Below are 20,767 nucleotides of genomic sequence, written 5' to 3'. Positions count from 1 at the left end.
AGAACAGTTATGTCAGCGATGGATTTCAAAAAACATACGGATCTCAACTTTCCTCACTATGCTCCCCCGGCGGTCAGCGCTAAAGAAATAGATCTTCTGGGTCTGCTGGACGTCCTGCTGGCAGCAAAAAAACGCATCATCACCATTGTCTTTGCATTTGCACTGGTCGGCCTGGCAATCGCCTTTCTGATACCGCAAAAATGGACCAGTAAAGCGGTCATTACGCCCGCGGAACAGACGCAGTGGAGTTCGCTACGCCAGATGATGGTGGCGCTCCAGGTGCTTGATGTCGACGTGAAAATTACCCGTGCGGATGTGTTTTATCTGTTTGTTAAAAAGTTTCAGTCCCAGTCTCTGCTTGAAGAGTACATGAAGAGCTCACCTTACGTGATGGCTCAGCTCGATGGCGCTCAGGTTGACCCGCTGGAGCTGCACCGCGCGGTGGTCAATATTGCCGAAAAGATGAAAGCCGTTGATAACACGCAGGAAAAAAATGCCGATAAAGCACCGTACCTCTCCTGGACGTTAAGCTTCACTGCCCCAACGGCAGAGGACGCGCAGAAAGTGTTGAATGGTTACATTCAGTACATCTCCCGCATCGTCGAGCAGGAGACCATGCAAAACATTCGCGATCAGCTGATCCTGAGAACCAAAACGGTTCAGCAGCAGCTGGAGCTGGATCGGGTCCGTCTGACAAATATCCATAATACCAACCTGCAACGCCTGAACTACTCGCTGGAAGTGGCGAACGCGGCAGGGATCAAAAAGCCGGTCTACAGCAATGGACAGGCGGTGAAAGACGATCCGGATTATTCCGTCGCCCTCGGTGCGGACGGGATTGCGCAGAAATTGCAGATTGAAAAAAATCTGAAGGACGTTTCTGAGCTGAACGCCGATTTCCAGAACCGTGAATACTATCTGGCACAGCTGCAAAAACTTTCCTTCGAAGATGTGAGCCTGGAGCCGTTCAAATACCAGCTTTCACCTTCTATGCCGGTGAAAAAAGATGGCCCGGGCAAAGCCCTGATCGTGCTGCTGGCGTGTATTCTGGGTGGACTGTTCGCCTGTGGCAGCGTGCTGCTGCGCGAGGCAATGAGCGCCCGCAACCCGCTGCCGGAACAACTTCCTGAGCCGGTTACGGAATAACATCAAAAAAGGCGCTCAACTGAGCGCCTTTTTTTATTTCAGGAAATCTTCGCGAACCGGCGTAAAGGTATCCAGCAGGGTGCCGGGTTTCAGGCAAACGCAGCCGTGCATCACGTGCGGCGCTTTATAGAGGGTGTCGCCCGCCATCACCACATGCTTCTCCTCGCCAATGGTGAACTCAAATTCCCCCGAGAGAACGTAGGTGAGCTGCTCATGCGGATGGTTATGCATCGGGCCAATCGCGCCTTCCTCGAAATTCACTTCCACCGCCATCATCCTGCCGTCGTGCGCCAGAATACGACGCGTCACGCCGTTGCCCAGATCCTCAAGCGTGGTCTCTTTATGGAAAATAAACATATTTTCGCCCTGTTATGTAATGAAACATTGTTTCAATTAACTTATCTCACCCGCCGAGAAAAGGAAACGTTTAGCCAAATAACTGGAAAGGCGATCACAAGTTTGCTTCACTGGGTGAAACGCACAGGAGGAAAGATGAAAACGATCGGTCTGTTAGGGGGCATGAGCTGGGAATCAACGATCCCGTACTACCGCCTGATTAATGAAGGCGTTAAACAGCGTCTGGGCGGTCTGCATTCAGCCAGCCTGCTGCTGCACAGCGTGGATTTCCATGAAATAGAAGCCTGCCAGTCGAGCGGGGAGTGGGACAAAGCGGGGCAGATACTGGCGGACGCCGCGCTCGGGCTGGAGCGTGCGGGCGCGCAGGGTATTCTGCTGTGTACCAACACCATGCATAAGGTGGCGTCGCACATTGAAGACCGCTGTTCGCTGCCGTTCTTACATATCGCGGATGCCACCGGGCGTGCCATACGTACCGCCGGCATGACGCGCGTGGCGCTGCTGGGGACGCGCTACACCATGGAACAGGATTTTTACCGCGGGCGGCTGAGCAGCCAGTTCGGGATTGAAAGCCTGATCCCGGAGGAGGCTGACCGGGCGCGCATTAACCAGATTATTTTTGATGAACTGTGTCTGGGCACCTTCAGCGAAGCTTCGCGCGCCTGGTACGTCAGCGTGATAGAGAAACTGGCGCAGCAGGGAGCGGAAGGGGTCATCTTCGGCTGTACCGAAATCGGTCTGCTGGTGCCGGCAGACCGAAGCCCGATACCGGTCTTCGATACCGCCGCCATCCATGCCGCGGATGCGGTGGAGTTTATGCTGTCATAAAGGTTTTTGCAGGTCAGGTAAGCGAAGCGCCACCTGACGCGCGTGCGCAATCAGATGTTCACAAAAGGCATCAACCAGCGCTGAGGCGGGCCGGTGCAGCGGGCGGATCAGGCTCACGGTAAAGGGAACGGAAACGCTAAAACGGCGCAGAACCACGCCGCTGCTGGCGTAGTCCATGGCCGTGAGCGGGTTCACCACCGAAATACCCACGCCCGCGCGCACCATCGCGCAAATTGACGCCGCACTGTGCGTTTCCATCACCATCCGCCGCTTCACCTGATGTTCGGCAAACAGGCCATCCAGAAGCTGCCGGTAGCTGTCGGTCTGCGACAGGCTGATATAGTTCTCACCGTGAAAATCCGCCGGTGTCAGCACGGTTTTGTGGGCAAGCGGGTGGCTGGCAGGCAGCACGCAGACCTCATCCAGCGACAGCAGTTCCGTGCGTTCCGTTCCCGCTGGCGTGACGAGGGTTTCAGTCAGACCCAGATCGTGGCGCTGGGCCGAAAGCCACTCCTCCAGCAGCGGCGACTCCTGCGGCACGATGGTCAGGCTGACCTCCGGATAGCGGGCCAGAAACGGCTGTAAAAGTACCGGCAGGAATGACTGGGAAAAGACCGGCAGGCAGACGATGGACAGTTCGCCCTGGCGGAACTCCCTCAGGCTCTCTGCCGCGCTCACGATCCTGTCCAGCCCGTACCAGGAGCGCTGAACCTCCTCAAACAGACGTAAACCCTGCACCGTTGGATGCAGCCTGCCGCGGGTGCGTTCAAACAGCTTCAGCCCCAGCACTTTCTCAAAACGCGCCAGCTCGCGGCTGACCGTCGGCTGCGAGGTGTGCAGCATGTGCGCGGCTTCAGTGAGATTGCCGGTGGTCATCACCGCATGAAAAATCTCGATATGGCGTAGGTTAACGGCGGGCATAGGGCACCTGATGGCTGAGCGTGTTCCATATCATTTTTGCATAGACTCAAGATAAAACGATATTTTTTATTCTCTTCAGGCTATGGCGTAATGATAAAAAACAGATTTCCGGAGACGACCATGCCACGCCCGCTCAACCAGACCGAAACCGATTTAAACGCCGATAACCTGCTGCGCCTGCCTGCCGAATTCGGCTGTCCGGTGTGGGTCTACGATGCGCAGATTGTCCGCGAGAAGATCGCCGCGCTGCATCAGTTTGACGTGGTGCGTTTTGCGCAGAAGGCCTGCTCTAATATTCATATTCTGCGCCTGATGCGCGAGCAGGGCGTGAAGGTTGACTCCGTATCGCTGGGTGAGATCGAACGTGCGCTAGCGGCCGGGTTTGATCCGAAAGCCGACAGCGACGCGATCGTCTTCACCGCTGACCTGATAGACGACGCCACGCTGGCGCGCGTGCACGAGCTGCAAATCCCGGTCAATGCTGGTTCGGTGGATATGCTGGAACAGCTTGGGCAGGTCTCTCCTGGCCATCGCGTCTGGCTGCGCGTCAACCCGGGCTTTGGTCACGGCCACAGTCAGAAAACCAACACCGGGGGCGAAAACAGTAAACACGGGATCTGGTATGCCGATATGCCTGCGGCGCTGGAGGTTTTACAACGCTACAACCTCAAGCTGGTGGGCATTCACATGCATATCGGGTCCGGCGTGGATTATGGCCATCTTGAGCAGGTCTGTGGCGCAATGGTGCGTCAGGTTATCGATTTTGGTCAGGATCTGGAGGCGATCTCCGCCGGGGGAGGGCTTTCGATCCCTTACCGCGAAGGAGAAGAGGCGATCGATACGGATCACTATTACGGCCTGTGGAGCGCCGCGCGTGACAGGATCGCTGCCCATCTGGGCCATGCGGTGAAGCTGGAGATTGAGCCGGGTCGTTTCCTGGTCGCCGAAGCTGGCGTGCTGGTGGCGCAGGTGCGGAGCGTGAAGGAGATGGGAAGCCGTCACTTTGTGCTGATTGATGCTGGCTTCAACGACCTGATGCGCCCGTCCATGTACGGCAGCTATCATCACATTACCGCGCTTGCCGCCGATGGCCGCGATCTGGTCAACGCGCCGCGCATCGAGACCGTTGTTGCCGGCCCGCTGTGTGAATCCGGTGACGTCTTTACTCAGCAGGAAGGCGGGAAAGTCGAAACCCGTTCGCTGCCAGAGGTAAAACCGGGAGATTATCTGGTGCTGCATGATACCGGTGCGTACGGGGCGTCTATGTCTTCCAACTACAATAGCCGCCCGCTGCTGCCGGAAGTGCTGTTTGATAACGGCGTGGCGCGGCTGATTCGCCGTCGCCAGACCATTCAGGAGCTGCTGGCGTTAGAGCTGGTCTGATTAAACCACGGCCCTGTTGTCACCGAATCGCGTAAAACCAGCGTGCCGGTGAACGGCGGGATCGCTTCAACCGGCTGGTTTTTTGCCAGCCGGATCGCCTGGTCGATTGCCGTGACGATCATGTTGTCGATCGGCAAATATACCGACGACAGGGCAGGCTCCAGCCACTTTGCGCTGGGGGCATCGTCAAAACCAAACAGCGAAATATCCTGCGGGATCTTCAGCCCGGCCTGGTGTAATGCTTTGGAGGCGCCCAGGGCCATATCATCATTACAGGCAAACAGGGCGCTGAACGATGTCTTTTCCGCAATCAGCTCCTTGCACAGCTCGTAACCCCGCGTCATGCCTGCATCGCCGTATTTAATCCGCCGCTCGTCGAGACGAATACCGTGCTTCTCCAGCGCCTTACGGTAGCCCATCAGCCGCGCTTTACCCGTTGGGGTGTGGATCGGGACGGTGATACAGGCGATCTCCCGATGACCCTGGCTTATCAGGTAATCCACCGCTTTGAAGGCCGCGTCCTGCTGTTCAAAGAAGACGCAGCGATCCGCCGCCTGGCTCACTTCACGGTTAATGATCACCAGCGGCGTCTGCACGCTGTTGATCAGCTTCAGGATCGTCTTTTCGCTCATGTATCGCGTGTACAGCACGATGGCGTCGCACTTGCGGTCGGCGAGCATCTGCACCGCCTGTTCTTCCTGTTCAGGGGCGTCGTGACCGTCGGTAACAATCAGCTGTTTTCCGTGCTTTTCGGTCTGCCGTGACGCCTGCTGTAGCAAACGACCAAAGTAAAAACCGTCGAACGTCGAGACGACAAGACCAATGCTGTTGCTGGTCTGGTTAGCCAGCGAACGCGCGAGAAAGTTCGGACGATAGCCCAGCTCCTCCATCGCGCGAAATACCTGCTGACGCGTGCTCTCTTTAACCTGACCTGTGCCGTTCAGCACGCGCGAAACGGTGGCCTTCGACACGCCCGCACGCAGTGAGACATCCAGCATTGTTGCCATTCGAAATTCCTGTTTCCACGTAATGGTTTGCAGTTTAACACAGACCATCCGGCGCATAAGCGACGTGGGAAGGGCAAAACCCCATAACGATCACGCTTTTCGGTAACGATCCTCGCCAGCGGGATAAATGCCTGTCATTGGCATGCCAAAATGGTGATAAATCGCAATCTGGAATACCTCTTACCTCATTGAGAGCTTAATCACAGAACAAAGCGCCTGTGGGCGCTATTTTTGGCATACCAATAGTATCCGGCTGTCCATCTTATTCAATAAAAGCCCTTTTACTGAGGTATTACCCTATGGCATTTCAGGAAAAACTGATCGACGCTCTGGGCAGTTTTGCCACCACCTTCAACAGCTATCGCTATATCCAGGCGATCAAGTCTGCGTTTATTACCTTAATGCCGGTCATCATTGTGGGGGCGTTCTCGGTACTGATCTCCAATATGGTGCTGGATCCGAAAAACGGCCTGGCGAGCTTTCAGTCGCTGTCGTTTCTTGCGGCGTTAAAGCCGATCACCAGCGCGCTCAACTATGCCACGCTTAACTTTCTCAACATCGGTGCGGTGTTTTTAATCGGCATTGAGCTGGGGCGTATTAACGGCATTAAGTCCCTGTTCCCCGGCCTGCTGGCGGTGATCTGCTTTATCTGCGTGACGCCAACCACGGTGGAAATGCTGGTGGACGGCGAGATGCACGTGGTGAAAGACGTGCTGCTGCGCCAGTTCTCCGATACCCGCAGCCTGTTCCTCGGCATGTTTATCGCTATCCTGTCAGTGGAGATTTACTGCTGGCTGGAAAACCGCAAGGGGCTGAAAATCAGGATGCCGGACACGGTGCCGCCGAACGTCGCCGCGTCGTTCTCTGCGCTGATCCCGGCCATTATCACCACCACCGCCATCGCCACCTTTGGCTTCGTGTTTCATCAGATTACCGGCATGTATCTCTACGACGCGGTTTACCAGGTGGTGCAACAGCCGCTGGAGCGCGTGGTGCAAAGCCTGCCGGGGATCCTGCTGCTGATGTTTGTCGCCCAGCTGTTCTGGGTGATTGGTATTCACGGCAACCAGATGATCAAGCCGATCCGCGAGCCGCTGTTGCTGGGGGCAATCACCGTTAACATGAGCGCGTTCGAGCAGGGCAAAGAGGTGCCAAACATCATCACCATGCCGTTCTGGGACGTCTATATGAGCATCGGCGGCTCCGGCCTGACCATCGGCCTGCTGATCGCCGTCATGATTGCCACCAAACGTAAAGAGATGAAGGAGATCGCTAAGCTCTCCATCGGCCCGGGTATTTTTAACATCAACGAGCCGGTGATCTTCGGGATGCCAATCATGCTCAACCCGATCCTGGCTATCCCGTTCATCATCACGCCGCTGGTGACGGGCTCGATTGGCTACTTTGCCACCGTGACCGGATTTGCCGGGAAAGCCGTGGTGATGGTGCCCTGGACCACGCCGCCGCTGATCAACGCCTGGCTGTCAACCGCGGGCTCCATGGGGGCGGTGATCACCCAGTTTATCTGCATCGTGACCGCGGTGATTATCTATCTGCCGTTTGTGAAAATTGCCTCACGCCGCGCAGAGCAGGCCGCGCTGCAACAAGCCACCGATAACGCATGAGGACCGGATGAGCATAAAACAGATAACTATACCGCAGGATTTTATGCTGGGCGCGGCGGCATCGGCCTGGCAGACCGAGGGCTGGAGCGGCAAAAAGCCGGGGCAGGATTCGTGGATCGATCTCTGGTACAAGAACGATCGTCACGTCTGGCACAACGGCTATGGCCCGGCGGTGGCAACCGACTTTATTAATCGCTTCCGTGAAGACGTGGCGCTGATGAAGCAGGCGGGCCTGACGCACTATCGCACCTCGATCAACTGGTCGCGCTTTTTGACCGACTATGAAAACGCCACCGTAGATGAAGAGTACGCCGCCTATTACGACGCGCTGTTCGATGAAATGCACCGTCAGGGCATTGAGCCGATGATCTGCCTGGAACACTACGAATTGCCGGGCGTGCTGCTGGAAACCTACGGCGGCTGGGCGTCGAAGCACGTCGTCGAGCTGTTCGTTCGCTATGCGGAAAAAGTGTTTGAGCGCTTTCACGGCAAAGTCACCCGCTGGTTTACCTTCAACGAGCCGATTGTGGTCCAGACGCGCGTCTACCTTGACGCACTGCGCTGGCCCTATGAGCAGAACACCAGCACCTGGATGCAGTGGAACCACCATAAAGTGCTGGCGACGGCGAAAGTGGTGAAGCTGTTTCGCGAGAAAGGGTATGACGGCTCAGTGGGTTGTATTCTTAACCCGGAAGTGACCTATCCACGCTCGCGCGCACCGCATGACGTGCGAGCGGCAGAGATGTACGATCTGTTCTACAACCGCGTCTTTCTCGACCCACTGGTGCACGGGCGCTATCCGCAGGCGCTCTTTACCCTGCTGGCGCAGCATCAGGTGCAGTGGGACTACACGGCTGACGAGCTGGCGCTGATTGCCGACAACACCGTCGACGAGCTGGGCATTAACCTCTATTACCCGCATCGCGTCAAAGCCCCGTCCCGCGCCTGGCACCCGGAGACGCCGTTCCACCCGGCGTATTACTACGAGCCGTTCGAGCTGCCGGGGCGGAGGATGAACACCTCCCGCGGCTGGGAGATCTTCCCGCGCATTATTTACGACATGGCGATGCGGATTAAAAACGACTATCGCAACATTGACTGGTTTGTAGCGGAAAGCGGGATGGGTGTGGAGAACGAAGCGCAGTTTCGCAATCGCGACGGCATTATCGATGACGCGTACCGCATCGCGTTTATCAGCGAACATCTCTACTACACGCTGCTGGCGCGGGAGGCGGGGGCAAACTGTCACGGTTATATGCTGTGGGCCTTCACCGACAATGTCTCGCCGATGAACGCGTTTAAAAACCGCTACGGGCTGATTGAGATCGACCTTGAAAATCAACGCGCACGGCGGGCAAAGAAATCAGCGTCCTGGTTCCGCCAGCTGCGCGATGAGCGTGTGCTGACGCTCAGGGTAGACGATGAATGGAAGTAAGCCTTCTGGTAAAATAGCGCACAAACTGGCCGGGAGGACGTCCGGCCCGCGCATTAACTGAAAAACACAGGTGAAAACGTGGATAAGGCTGTCATCCTGCCGGAAAAAAAACAGTACCAGGAGATTGGCGAGGATTTACGGGCGCAGATTATCCAGGGGCATTATCCCGTGGGATCGCGTCTGCCGCCGGAGCGCAACATCGCCGAGACGTATGGCGTGAGCCGCACTATTGTGCGCGAGGCGCTGCTGATGCTTGAGCTTCAGGGGACGGTGGATATTCGCCAGGGGTCTGGCGTGTACGTGATGCGCATTCCGGAGGAGCATGAAAACGAGGAAGAGCGTTTTCTGAACAGTGACGTGGGGCCGTTTGAAATTCTCCAGGCGCGTCAGCTGCTTGAAAGCAACATTGCCGCCTTTGCCGCAAAAATGGCGACGCGGGCGGATATCGACAACCTGCGCCGCATCATCGAGCAGGAGCAACGGGCGATTGCCGCCGACGATCGCAGCCAGGACAACAACAAAATGTTCCACCTGGTACTGGCGGGGGCCACACAAAACCAGATGCTGCTGGCGACCGTTGAAAGCGTCTGGCATCACATGGACAGCAGCCCACTGTGGCAGCAATTCAACGGCCACATCGCCAGCCGCGCATGGCGGCTGAAATGGCTCGGCGACAGGCAAACCATTCTCGCTGCGCTCCGCCGCCGCGACGTGATGGGGGCGTGGCAGGCGATGTTCCAGCATCTTGAAAACGTCAAAAAGAGCCTGCTTGAGCTGTCAGACGAAGACGCACCCGATTTCGACGGCTATCTCTTCGAATCGGTCCCTCTTTTCCAGGGGAAGCTGGTGTGAATATACTGCCGCTTCACGCTGCGCCGCAGTTTACACAGCAGGTGATCGACTGGATCTGGTACGCGTTTGGTGAAGGTATGCCGCGTGCCTTTTTCCAGAGCATTGTCGAGCACAGCCTGACGCCGGGCGAGTTACCGCTCACCTTTATTGCCGTTGAGGATGACCAGCTGCTGGGCACCGTTGGGCTGTGGCGTTGCGATTTAATTTCCCGACAGGATCTCCACCCCTGGCTGGCTGCGCTGTATGTCGATGAAGCCGCCCGGGGAAACGGGCTGGCGGGAAAACTTCAGCAGCATGTTATCGGCTACGCGCGACGCGCCGGGTATCACGAGCTTCATCTCTGGTCTGCCTGCCGCGACTTCTACGAACGTTACGGCTGGCACTACATCGGCGATGCGCTGGAATACCCGGATAAAACCGTCCATCTCTATCGCTGTTCGCTCACGGCTTCCGCGGGCGATACCACCGAGTGACGGCGCACTAAGGTTGGGCTGAACAGGTGGGTAATTTCCGGTGGCGGGCGATGCTCGGCCAGCGCTAACGCCAGTTCTGCCGCCTGCGTTGCCATGGTTACAATCGGGTAACGCACGGTGGTCAGGCGAGGGCGCACGTAGCGCGACACCAGCACATCATCAAAGCCAATCAGCGAAATTTCTGCCGGGACGTCAATCCCGTTATCATTCAGCACGCCCATTGCGCCGGCGGCCATGGAGTCGTTATAGCTGGCCACGGCGGTGAAATTCCGCCCGCGTCCCAGCAGCTCGGTCATCGCCTGCTCGCCGCCGCTCTCATCCGGTTCTCCGTACGCCACAAGACGATCGTTGCAGGGCAGACCGGCTTCGCGCAGCGCGTCGTAATAGCCCTGAAGGCGATCTTCCGCATCGGAAATTGGGTGGTTGGAACACAGATAACCAATTCGGGTATGGCCCTGCTGGATCAGGTGACGGGTTGCGAGCCATGCGCCGTAACGGTCGTCGAGCGCCACGCAGCGGGTTTCAAAATCGGGAATAATACGGTTGATAATCACCATCCCCGGCATCTGTTTCATCAGATGGATCAGCTCGGCGTCGGGGATCATTTTGGCATGGACCACCAGTGCCGCACAGCGATGACGGATCAGCTGCTCAATGGCCTGGCGCTCTTTCTGTTCATTGTGGTAGCCATTACCAATCAGCAGGAAATTTCCGGTGTGATAAGAGACTTGTTCTACGGCTTTGACCATCGCACCGAAAAACGGATCGGATACATCCCCGACCACCAGCCCGATGGTTTCTGTCGACTGCTGGGCAAGGGCGCGCGCGTTGGCGTTAGGGTGATAATTCAGGTTTTCCATGGCGTCCTGCACGGCCTGGCGCGATGCATCACTCGCTTTAGGAGAGTTGTTGATTACGCGGGAGACGGTCGCGACGGAAACACCGGCCAGACGAGCCACATCCTTAATTGTCGCCATTCAATACCTTCTTATAGGGGTAAGCGTTTACACACTAACTAGTGTTGCGGAAAAGCGGCGCGCATTCAAGGGGAGCGGGTGAGCGTCCTCTGCAAACGTGAAGCAGAACATCCCTCGCGGTGTAATCGTTACACGGCCAGTCATGTCTGAATAATGGTAATCTGAACCTTTAGTTACACTTTGCCTCAGGCTGTTGCGATTGTCCGTTAGCAACGATGCGTTATGAATTGCTAGAGTCGAGATCCCAGAGGTATTGATAGGTGGAATCAACTTCGGTTGATTAACACGATTTACACCAACCTGCGTTTTACGCAGGTTTTTTTTTGCCTGTAAGTTCAACCTGTAACAGCAAAAGAGAATATTCACACCTGGTTGCACTTCGGCTCATTCCCTTGCGTTTTCCCGCTGGCGAAGCCTGTCGCCGGAGGCCACAATCAAGATCCCAGAGGTATTGATTGGTGAGAATTCCTGGTACGTTTTCGTACTCTTCTCTTGCACCAACCTGCGCGGATGCGCAGGTTTTTTTTCGCCTCTGTTTTTGCTATCGCTCCCTCACTACTTCTCGTGTAATCTGCCACCATTTATACCTTTCACACTGGCTGGCAAAGGGAGTTGAAATGCTTTTTGGGTTCTTCCGCACACTGTTTCGTGTCCTGTTTCGCATCCGCGTGACTGGCGATACGCAGGCACTCTATGGCGAGCGTGTTCTTATCACACCGAATCACGTCTCTTTTCTTGATGGCGTATTGCTGGCGCTGTTTTTGCCCGTGCGGCCCGTCTTCGCGGTGTACAGCTCCATCAGTGAAAAATGGTACATGCGCTGGCTCAAACCGCTGATTGATTTTGTCCCGCTCGATCCAACCAAACCGATGATGATTAAACATCTGGTGCGTCTGATTGGGCAGGGGCGTCCGGTGGTTATCTTCCCGGAAGGGCGGATTTCAGTGACGGGCTCCCTGATGAAAATTTACGATGGGGCCGGTTTTGTCGCGGCGAAGTCTCAGGCCACCGTCGTGCCGCTACGCATCGACGGGGCTGAGCTGACCTTTTTCAGCCGTCTGAAAGGGCTGGTGAAGCAGCGTCTGTTCCCGAAAATTACGCTGCATATATTACCGCCGACGTCACTGCCGATGCCCGAGGCGCCGCGTGCGCGCGACCGCCGTAAAATCGCCGGGGAAATGCTGCACCAGATTATGATGGAAGCGCGCATGGCCGTTCGCCCGCGCGAGACGCTGTATGAATCGTTGCTGTCAGCCCAGTATCGCTACGGTGCGAAGAAAAACTGCATCGAAGACATCAACTTTACGCCGGATACCTACCGTAAGCTGTTGACCAAAACGCTGTTTGTCGGGCGTATCCTGGAAAAATACAGCAAACAGGGTGAAAAGATCGGCCTGATGCTGCCAAACGCGGGTATCAGCGCGGCGGTGATCTTTGGTGCCGTCTCCCGGGGCCGCATTCCGGCGATGATGAACTACACGGCGGGCGTGAAAGGGCTCTCCAGCGCGATTACCGCGGCGCAAATCAACACCGTCTTTACCTCCCGCCAGTTCCTGGATAAAGGCAAGCTGTGGCACCTGCCGGAACAGCTGACGCAGGTGCGCTGGGTGTTCCTGGAAGATCTGAAAGCAGACGTCACGACCGCCGACAAGCTGTGGATTTTCGCGCACCTGCTGATGCCGCGTCTGGCGCAGGTTAAGCAGCAGCCGGAGGATGATGCCATTATCCTCTTTACCTCCGGCTCTGAAGGCAACCCGAAAGGTGTGGTTCACAGTCACAAAAGCATTCTGGCGAACGTCGAACAGATTAAAACCATTGCTGACTTTACCGCCAACGATCGCTTTATGTCGGCGCTGCCGCTGTTCCACTCTTTTGGTCTGACCGTGGGGCTCTTTACGCCGCTGCTGACCGGTGCCGAGGTGTTCCTCTACCCAAGCCCGCTGCACTACCGCATTGTGCCGGAACTGGTTTATGACCGTAACTGCACGGTGCTGTTCGGGACGTCCACCTTCCTCGGAAACTACGCGCGCTTCGCCAACCCGTATGATTTCTTCCGCGTGCGCTACGTGGTGGCGGGGGCAGAAAAACTCCAGGACAGCACGCGCCAAATCTGGCAGGACAAGTTTGGCCTGCGCATTCTGGAAGGCTATGGCGTGACGGAGTGCGCGCCGGTGGTCTCCATCAACGTTCCGATGGCGGCAAAACCCGGAACGGTTGGCCGCATTCTGCCGGGGCTGGACGCGCGTCTGCTGGCGGTGCCGGGTATTGAAGACGGCGGACGTCTTCAGCTGAAAGGGCCGAACGTCATGAACGGCTATTTGCGTGTGGAAAACCCGGGGGTGCTTGAGGCGCCGACGGCTGAGAACGTCAATGGCGAGGTTGAAACGGGCTGGTACGACACGGGCGATATCGTGCGCTTCGACGATCAGGGCTTCGTGCAGATCCAGGGACGCGCAAAACGCTTCGCCAAAATCGCCGGGGAAATGGTCTCTCTTGAAATGGTCGAGACGCTGGCGACCGCAGTCTCAGCTGAGAAAATGCATGCGACCGTGGTGAAAAGTGATGCCAGTAAAGGCGAGGCGCTGGTGCTCTTCACGACAGACGGTGAACTGAAGCGTGACGCGCTGCTCAGGTATGCACGCGAACACGGTATCCCCGAGCTGGCGGTCCCCCGCGATATTCGTTACCTCAAACAGTTACCGGTGCTGGGCAGCGGTAAACCCGATTTCGTGACCCTGAAGGGCATGGTTGAAGAGGCAGAACAGCAAAATGCGTGAGTCAGTGCACACTAACACTTCAATCTGGTCGAAAGGCATGATGGCGGTTATCGCCGCCCAGTTTCTTTCCGCGTTCGGCGATAACGCGTTGCTGTTTGCCACGCTGGCGTTGCTGAAAGCTGAGTTTTATCCCGACTGGAGCCAGCCGATCCTACAGATGGTGTTTGTGGGTGCTTACATCGTATTTGCGCCGTTTGTCGGCCAGGTGGCGGACAGCTTCCCGAAAGGTCGTGTCATGATGTTTGCCAACAGCCTTAAGCTTCTGGGCGCGGCAAGTATCTGCTTTGGTATCAACCCGTTTGTCGGCTACACACTGGTGGGCATTGGTGCGGCAGCCTACTCCCCGGCGAAGTACGGTATTCTGGGTGAGCTCACCACCGGTGATAAGCTGGTGAAGGCCAACGGCCTGATGGAGTCCTCCACCATTGCGGCTATTCTGCTGGGTTCGGTGGCGGGTGGCGTACTGGCAGACTGGCATGTGCTCGCCGCGCTTGGCATCTGCGCCCTGATGTACGGTGGCGCGGTGATCGCCAACCTGTTTATCCCCAAACTGGCCGTGGCGCGTCCGGGGCAATCCTGGCGCTTCGGGCCCATGACCGGCAGCTTCTTCAACGCCTGCCGCGTACTGTGGCGTAACGGTGAAACACGCTTCTCGCTGATGGGCACCAGCATGTTCTGGGGGGCCGGCGTTACGCTGCGTTTCCTGCTGGTGCTGTGGGTGCCGGTGGCGCTGGGCATTACTGACAACGCCACGCCGACTTATCTGAATGCCATGGTCGCCGTCGGGATTGTTGTCGGGGCCGGGGCTGCGGCAAAACTGGTGACGCTGGAAACCGTCGCGCGCTGCATGCCTGCGGGGATCCTGATTGGCGTCGGCGTTCTGTTCTTCTCCCTGCAACATGCCCTATTGCCTGCCTATGCCCTGCTGTTGCTGATCGGCATGTTAGGCGGTTTCTTTGTGGTGCCGCTAAACGCGCTGTTGCAGGAGCGCGGCAAGCAGACCGTTGGGGCGGGTAACGCCATTGCGGTGCAAAACCTTGGTGAAAACATGGCGATGTTGCTGATGCTGGGGATTTACTCGCTGGCGGTAAAAGCAGGTGCGCCGGTCGTGGCAATCGGGGTAGGATTCGGCGCGCTGTTCGCGCTGGCGATTAGCGGGCTGTGGGTCTGGCAGCGTCGTCGTTGAATTGTGCTGCCTGATGCCCTCACCCCGGCCCTCTCCCACAGAGAGAGGGTGAAAACCCTAAAAACGGCAACGTGCGTTGCCGTTTTGCTTTTATTACGGTGCCGGGTAGGTATAAACCTGATGCACCGCTTCTATCTCCGCTAATACCTCTTCACTCAGGTTCAGATTGAAACTCTCAATATTGGTTTTCAACTGATCCATCGTCGTTGCGCCGAGCAGGGTACTCGCCACAAACGGCTGACGACGCACGAAGGCCAGCGCCATCTGCGCCGGATCGAGTCCGTGGCGTTTCGCGATATCCACGTAGGCCGCAACGGCTTTTTGCGTCTGCTCGCCGCTATAGCGGGTGAAGCGGCTGAAAAGCGTGTTACGCGCGCCAGCCGGTTTCGCGCCGTTCAGGTATTTGCCCGTCAGGGTACCGAAGCCCAGACAGGAGTAGGCGAGCAGCTCCACCTCTTCGTACTGCGTCACCTCCGCCAGACCCACTTCATAACTGCGGTTCAGCAGGCTGTACGGGTTCTGAATGGTCACGATGCGCGGCAGATCGTGTTTATCGGCCAGATGCAGATAGCGCATCACGCCAAACGCCGTCTCGTTGGAAACGCCGATGTAGCGGATCTTACCCGCCCGCTGGCACTCCGTGAGCGCTTCCAGCGTTTCCAGCAGGGTAACGGCCGGAGCACTTTCGTTCCAGGTGTAGCCAAGCTTACCGAAGCAGTTCGTCGGACGCTGCGGCCAGTGCACCTGATAAAGATCGAGATAGTCGGTTTGCAGGCGCTTGAGGCTTGCATCCAGCGCCGCACGGATATTCTTGCGATCGAGGATCTGATTAGGGCGGATCCCGGCATCGTTATTACGGGAAGGTCCGCTGACTTTGGAGGCGATGACCAGCTTTTCGCGATTGCCGCGTTTCGCCAGCCAGTTGCCGACATACGTTTCAGTAAGACCTTGTGTTTCCGGGCGGGGAGGAACGGGGTACATCTCCGCCACGTCAATCAGGTTAATGCCCTGGCTGACGGCGTAATCGAGTTGTGCATGGGCATCGGCTTCGCTGTTTTGTTCACCAAATGTCATGGTGCCCAACCCCAGTTGGCTGATCTCCAGAGCGCTGTGGGGGATACGATGATAATGCATAGCCGGTTTCCTTTTTTAGACATACAGACTGCGTCAGGAGCCTCCCGACAAAGGAATATAAACATGGCAGAGGGAAGGCAAAAGGGGAAGGAAAAAATCAAAAAGGCCAGCAAGCTACTGACCTTTATCTGTTTAACGCTCGATGATCTGGGAGACTTCGTCGCGATTAATCTGCATTTGATTGCCTTCGCGATCGCGGTAACTCACCAGACCGGTATCGTCGTCGACTTCGGGTTTGCCATCGGTCAGGATCATACGACCATCTTTCGTTGACATGACATAGTCGCTGCTACAACCCGATACCGCAAACGCTAAACCGACTGCTGAGATAATTACTGCCCATTTTTTCATCGTTCTCATCCTCACCTGGCTCGTATCAAATCATAGTGTAGTAATAACCTGATATTACGACAGGTGAAAGGGGGGAAATCTTAAAAAGGAGGAGATTATGTTAGCCGGAGCGCAAAATTAGTAAAAAACTATGTTTTCAACAGGAAGTGGCGTGCCAGCAGTGCCCCGGTGAAATTCTTTTTAAGATAGAAACCGCGCGGCAGCGTCAGGATCGGCTCGCCCTGTGCGCCTACCGCTTCAGTGAGCGCTTTGCTATTGGCGGCTTTAGGACGAAGTTGCAGCACTTCGCCATGCCGGGCGGTGATCCGCTCAACCTGTCCCAGCACAATCATGTCCATCAGCTCTTCCCAGTCCTGGGAAAGCAGTCTCTCCTCTTCATCATTCGGACTCCAGAGCAGCGGGGCGCCAACGCGACGCTCTGCCAGCGGGATCTGCCTGTCGCCCTCAACGGGTACCCACAACACCCGCTTCAGCTTATGCCTGACGTGGCTGGTTTCCCAGGTCACTCCGCTGTTACCCGTGAGCGGCGCAACGCAGACAAAGGTGGTTTCCAGCGGCCGCCCCTGGCTATCGATGGGGATCGTCTTCAGTTCCACCCCCAGCGCCGCAAAATCTTGCTCGGGTTTACTGCCCGCGCTTGCGCCCAGCCAGCGTTCCAGCAACACGCCGATCCAGCCCTTATCACGCTTTAGATCGTTGGGTATCGTCAACCCCGCCATCACGGCCAGCTCGCCCAGTGAATAGCCTGCCAGACGTTGCGCCTGCTGGAGCAACTGGGCTTCACTGACGGGAGGGGAGAGCAGTGGGGCGAGAGAATGCATACTAACAACCTTTTGATTAAAAAATGAGCTGATATTTTATCCCTTGTGGACAGAGTTTACCTTTTTCTGAGTGAATATCCCATGCGTATGATTTATTTCATCTTTTTTAGACTATAGCCCGTCGCGCCGCGGCTAAAAAACAGGTTGTGCAATTCTGGTCACTGACAATAAACAGGATCTTACACCATGTTATCCACAGAAAAATGGGATAACTGGGAATAACTGCCACTACTGTTTCAATTTACAGCCTTGACGTGCGATGAAAATCGAATTTTCACACAAATTGTGCCTAACTTATTGGCACAATCTGTGGATAAAACCGACGCTGTTCGATCTTTCATCAGCAGGAGGATCTTTGATGTGACGATCGTCACGTTAATCGCCTCTGGCACCCTTAATTCCAATATAATATTATGAATTTAAATGATTTATTTTTGGCAGGGTAAAGTGGCGTTTCGTCGGGTTAAAAGGTTGTTCATCGGTAATTCCGCACTTCTTCACAACTATATCCACAGAAAAGGTGAATAAAAATGGTCTCTGTCGCCCGCATCTGTTTATAACTCCTCACTAAATTGTGAGTTATTCAAATGTTATTAGGTTGCAGGCCTGTAAGAGAGTGGTTTACCGCCTCCCTGTAGTGTGAAACAATCATTCATATATCAGATTTAGTTTGGGGTAGTCCGGTGATTGATGACGATGGCTACCGCCCAAACGTAGGAATAGTAATTTGTAATCGTCAGGGCCAGGTGATGTGGGCCCGGCGATATGGTCAGCACTCCTGGCAGTTCCCGCAAGGCGGGATCAATCCTGGAGAGTCCCCAGAACAAGCGATGTACCGGGAGCTGTTTGAAGAGGTTGGTTTAAGCCGAAAAGATGTTCGTATTCTGGCTTCGACCCGCAACTGGTTGCGTTACAAGTTACCGAAACGTTTGGTGCGTTGGGACACAAAGCCGGTTTGTATCGGCCAGAAACAGAAGTGGTTTCTTTTGCAGTTGGTGGGCAACGATTCAGATATCAATATGCAAACCAGCAGCACGCCAGAGTTTGATGGCTGGCGCTGGGTAAGCTACTGGTATCCGGTTCGTCAGGTCGTGTCATTTAAGCGCGATGTATATCGTAGGGTGATGAAAGAGTTCGCAAGTGTCGTGATGCAGCTTCAGGAGACGCCTCCGAAGCCACAGAGCGCACCTGCCTGGCGACGTAAAAGAGGTTAAGCTACGCAAATCATGCTCACCCGCTTGCGAGAAATAGTTGAAAAGGTTGCCAGTGCGCCTCGCCTCAACGAGGCGCTGAATATTCTGGTGACGGACATCTGTCTTGCGATGGAAACCGAGGTCTGTTCGGTCTACCTGGCCGATCATGACCGACGTTGCTACTACCTGATGGCAACCCGCGGTTTAAAAAAACCACGGGGACGCACCGTCACGCTCGCGTTTGATGAAGGTATTGTTGGCCTGGTCGGGCGACTGGCGGAGCCAATCAACCTTGCCGATGCGCAAAAACACCCCAGCTTCAAATATATCCCTTCCGTCAAAGAGGAGCGGTTCCGCGCTTTCCTTGGCGTGCCTATTATTCAGCGCCGCCAACTGCTTGGCGTGCTTGTTGTCCAGCAACGAGAGTTGCGGCAGTACGACGAAAGCGAGGAGTCTTTCCTCGTCACGCTGGCAACGCAGATGGCTGCTATCCTCTCCCAGTCTCAGCTGGCAGCCCTTTTTGGGCAGTATCGTCATACCCGCATCCGCGCGCTTCCGGCCTCGCCGGGCGTCGCGATTGCCGAAGGCTGGATGGATGCCACGCTCCCGCTGATGGAGCAGGTCTACGAAGCCTCGACGCTGGATGAAGCGCTTGAGCGCGAACGGCTTACCGCTGCGCTGGAAGAGGCGGCGAATGAGTTTCGTCGCTACAGCAAACGCTTTGCCGCTGGCGCGCAAAAAGAGACGGCGGCTATTTTCGATCTCTACTCACACCTGCTTTCCGATGCGCGTTTGCGTCGTGAGTTATTTGCCGAGGTCGATAAAGGGTCGGTGGCAGAATGGGCGGTTAAAAAGGTCATTGAAAAATTTGCTGAGCAGTTTGCGGTGCTGACTGACGGTTATCTGAAAGAGCGCGCCGGCGATTTACGCGCGCTTGGGCAACGTCTGCTGTTCCACCTCGATGATACTATTCAGGGGGCGAACGCCTGGCCGAACCGGTTTGTGCTGGTGGCCGATGAACTCTCAGCGACGACGCTGGCTGAATTACCGCAGGACAGGCTGGCGGGCGTGGTGGTGCGCGATGGCGCTGCTAACTCCCATGCCGCCATTATGGTGCGCGCGCTCGGTATTCCGACCGTGATGGGGGCGGATATTCAGCCCTCCGTACTGCATCGCCGTACGCTGGTGGTGGACGGATATCGTGGTGAGTTGCTGGTGGATCCTGAACCGGTTCTCCTTCAGGAGTACCAGCGTCTTATCAGCGAAGAGAATGAATTAAGCAAGCTGGCGGAAGATGACGTCAACCTGCCCGCGCAGCTCAAGGGCGGTGAGCGGGTGAAGGTGATGCTCAACGCTGGCTTAAGCCCCGAGCATGAAGAGAAGCTCGGCAGCCGCATCGATGGCATCGGCCTCTACCGCACTGAAATACCGTTTATGCTGCAAAGCGGCTTCCCGTCAGAAGAGGAGCAGGTGGCGCAGTATCAGGGCATGTTGCAGATGTTTAATGACAAACCCGTCACGTTGCGCACCCTGGACGTCGGCGCGGATAAGCAACTGCCCTATATGCCCATCAGTGAAGAGAATCCCTGCCTCGGCTGGCGTGGGATCCGCATAACCCTCGATCAGCCGGAAATCTTCCTTATCCAGGTTCGTGCCATGCTGCGTGCCAACGCGGCCACGGGGAATCTCAGCATTTTGCTGCCGATGGTCACCAGTATTGACGAGATCGACGAAGCGCGGCGGTTGATAGAACGTGCAGGGCGCGAAGTGGAAGAGATGATCGGCTATGCGATCCCTAAACCCCGTATCGGCGTGATGCTTGAAGTGCCTTCAATGGTCTTTATGTTGCCGCAGCTGGCGACCCGCGTTGATTTTATCTCCGTTGGTACCAACGACTTAACGCAATACATTCTGGCAGTCGATCGCAACAATACGCGTGTTGCCAGCATCTACGATAGCCTGCATCCGGCGATGCTTCGTGCCCTGGCGATGATCGCCCGCGAAGCCGAGCAGCATAATATCGACCTGCGCCTGTGCGGTGAAATGGCCGGCGATCCGATGTGCGTGGCGATCCTGATTGGTCTCGGTTTCCGTCACCTGTCAATGAACGGACGTTCCGTTGCGCGTGTGAAATACCTGTTACGTCACATCGAACAAGATGAGGCGCGCGAACTGGCCGCGCGTAGCCTGGAAGCACAGCTGGCAGCCGAAGTGCGCCATCAGGTGGCTGCGTTTATGGAGCGACGCGGCATGGGCGGTTTGATCCGCGGTGGCCGCTGATCCCCACAAAATAATGACTGC

Annotated in this window: 18 protein-coding genes; 11 read left to right on the top strand and 7 right to left on the bottom strand. The window is 56.2% G+C overall.

Translation table 11 applies throughout. The features are described 5' to 3' along the window. Nucleotides 1–9 precede the first annotated feature (9 nt). Nucleotides 10–1,146, top strand: coding sequence for an LPS O-antigen length regulator Wzz(fepE) (gene wzz(fepE), locus DD597_RS09975; protein WP_129256146.1), 1,137 nt, complete (start codon nucleotides 10–12; stop codon nucleotides 1,144–1,146). A gap of 33 nt (nucleotides 1,147–1,179) precedes the next feature. On the opposite strand, the gene DD597_RS09970 is transcribed toward wzz(fepE), so the two are convergent. Then, entirely contained in the window at nucleotides 1,180–1,503 is a 324-nt protein-coding gene (locus tag DD597_RS09970; RefSeq protein ID WP_129256145.1) for a cupin domain-containing protein, read from the bottom strand. Between the two features lie 135 nt (nucleotides 1,504–1,638). On the opposite strand from DD597_RS09970, the gene DD597_RS09965 reads away from it, so the two are divergent. Beyond that, nucleotides 1,639–2,331, top strand: coding sequence for an aspartate/glutamate racemase (locus tag DD597_RS09965; RefSeq protein WP_023314778.1), 693 nt, complete (start codon nucleotides 1,639–1,641; stop codon nucleotides 2,329–2,331). Here DD597_RS09965 and DD597_RS09960 read toward each other — a convergent pair. Further along, entirely contained in the window at nucleotides 2,326–3,252 is a 927-nt protein-coding gene (locus DD597_RS09960; RefSeq protein WP_023314777.1) for a LysR family transcriptional regulator, read from the bottom strand. The genes DD597_RS09965 and DD597_RS09960 overlap by 6 nt on opposite strands. A gap of 120 nt (nucleotides 3,253–3,372) precedes the next feature. Here DD597_RS09960 and lysA point away from each other — a divergent pair, with 120 nt between their 5' ends. Then, nucleotides 3,373–4,635: a diaminopimelate decarboxylase gene (gene lysA, locus DD597_RS09955; protein WP_003862815.1), complete on the top strand. Its 1,263-nt coding sequence runs from the start codon at nucleotides 3,373–3,375 to the stop codon at nucleotides 4,633–4,635. Here lysA and DD597_RS09950 read toward each other — a convergent pair. After that, nucleotides 4,605–5,642, bottom strand: a complete 1,038-nt coding sequence (locus tag DD597_RS09950; protein ID WP_003862814.1) for a LacI family DNA-binding transcriptional regulator — start codon at nucleotides 5,640–5,642, stop codon at nucleotides 4,605–4,607. The genes lysA and DD597_RS09950 overlap by 31 nt on opposite strands. Nucleotides 5,643–5,941: 299 nt before the next feature. On the opposite strand from DD597_RS09950, the gene DD597_RS09945 reads away from it, so the two are divergent. From DD597_RS09945 to DD597_RS09930, 4 genes are all read left to right on the top strand, one after another. After that, entirely contained in the window at nucleotides 5,942–7,267 is a 1,326-nt protein-coding gene (locus tag DD597_RS09945; protein WP_003862812.1) for a PTS sugar transporter subunit IIC, read from the top strand. A 7-nt stretch (nucleotides 7,268–7,274) separates the two neighbouring features. Then, on the top strand, nucleotides 7,275–8,702 hold the full coding sequence (locus DD597_RS09940) for a glycoside hydrolase family 1 protein (RefSeq protein WP_129256144.1): 1,428 nt from the start codon (nucleotides 7,275–7,277) through the stop codon (nucleotides 8,700–8,702). Between the two features lie 78 nt (nucleotides 8,703–8,780). Beyond that, nucleotides 8,781–9,554, top strand: a complete 774-nt coding sequence (locus tag DD597_RS09935; RefSeq protein WP_003862809.1) for an FCD domain-containing protein — start codon at nucleotides 8,781–8,783, stop codon at nucleotides 9,552–9,554. Further along, nucleotides 9,551–10,027, top strand: a complete 477-nt coding sequence (locus DD597_RS09930; RefSeq protein WP_003862808.1) for a GNAT family N-acetyltransferase — start codon at nucleotides 9,551–9,553, stop codon at nucleotides 10,025–10,027. The genes DD597_RS09935 and DD597_RS09930 overlap by 4 nt, the downstream gene beginning before the upstream one ends. On the opposite strand, the gene galR is transcribed toward DD597_RS09930, so the two are convergent. Next, complete coding sequence (gene galR / locus DD597_RS09925; protein WP_023314772.1) at nucleotides 9,982–11,004, bottom strand: HTH-type transcriptional regulator GalR; 1,023 nt, start codon at nucleotides 11,002–11,004, stop codon at nucleotides 9,982–9,984. The two genes, DD597_RS09930 and galR, sit on opposite strands and share 46 nt — an antisense overlap. Before the next feature lie 617 nt (nucleotides 11,005–11,621). Here galR and aas point away from each other — a divergent pair. Then, complete coding sequence (gene aas, locus DD597_RS09920) at nucleotides 11,622–13,781, top strand: bifunctional acyl-ACP--phospholipid O-acyltransferase/long-chain-fatty-acid--ACP ligase (RefSeq protein WP_023314771.1); 2,160 nt, start codon at nucleotides 11,622–11,624, stop codon at nucleotides 13,779–13,781. After that, the gene (gene lplT, locus DD597_RS09915) at nucleotides 13,774–14,967 is read left to right on the top strand and encodes a lysophospholipid transporter LplT (protein ID WP_003862801.1); all 1,194 of its coding nucleotides are present in this window, start codon (nucleotides 13,774–13,776) and stop codon (nucleotides 14,965–14,967) included. The genes aas and lplT overlap by 8 nt, the downstream gene beginning before the upstream one ends. A 93-nt stretch (nucleotides 14,968–15,060) precedes the next feature. Here the strand turns inward: lplT and DD597_RS09910 are convergent, their stop codons facing one another. From DD597_RS09910 to mutH, 3 genes are all read right to left on the bottom strand, one after another. Beyond that, entirely contained in the window at nucleotides 15,061–16,101 is a 1,041-nt protein-coding gene (locus DD597_RS09910) for an NADP(H)-dependent aldo-keto reductase (RefSeq protein WP_003862795.1), read from the bottom strand. Nucleotides 16,102–16,233: 132 nt separating this feature from the next. After that, a complete protein-coding gene (locus DD597_RS09905) occupies nucleotides 16,234–16,452 on the bottom strand; it encodes a YgdI/YgdR family lipoprotein (protein WP_003862794.1) in 219 nt (72 codons plus the stop codon). Nucleotides 16,453–16,580: 128 nt separating this feature from the next. Continuing rightward, a complete protein-coding gene (gene mutH / locus DD597_RS09900) occupies nucleotides 16,581–17,273 on the bottom strand; it encodes a DNA mismatch repair endonuclease MutH (RefSeq protein WP_003862792.1) in 693 nt (230 codons plus the stop codon). Between the two features lie 683 nt (nucleotides 17,274–17,956). On the opposite strand from mutH, the gene rppH reads away from it, so the two are divergent. Then, entirely contained in the window at nucleotides 17,957–18,487 is a 531-nt protein-coding gene (rppH, locus tag DD597_RS09895; RefSeq protein ID WP_003862791.1) for an RNA pyrophosphohydrolase, read from the top strand. Between the two features lie 12 nt (nucleotides 18,488–18,499). After that, complete coding sequence (gene ptsP / locus DD597_RS09890; RefSeq protein ID WP_045894997.1) at nucleotides 18,500–20,746, top strand: phosphoenolpyruvate--protein phosphotransferase; 2,247 nt, start codon at nucleotides 18,500–18,502, stop codon at nucleotides 20,744–20,746. The last annotated feature ends 21 nt before the right edge of the window (nucleotides 20,747–20,767 follow it).

Origin of the sequence: Enterobacter cloacae complex sp. 677-3DZ2D5B (assembly GCF_004136695.1) — a bacterium.
GTDB lineage: Bacteria > Pseudomonadota > Gammaproteobacteria > Enterobacterales > Enterobacteriaceae > Enterobacter > Enterobacter hormaechei_C.
The sequence above is the reverse complement of the archived record's forward strand: the minus strand, read 5'-3'. Positions and strand labels throughout refer to the sequence as shown.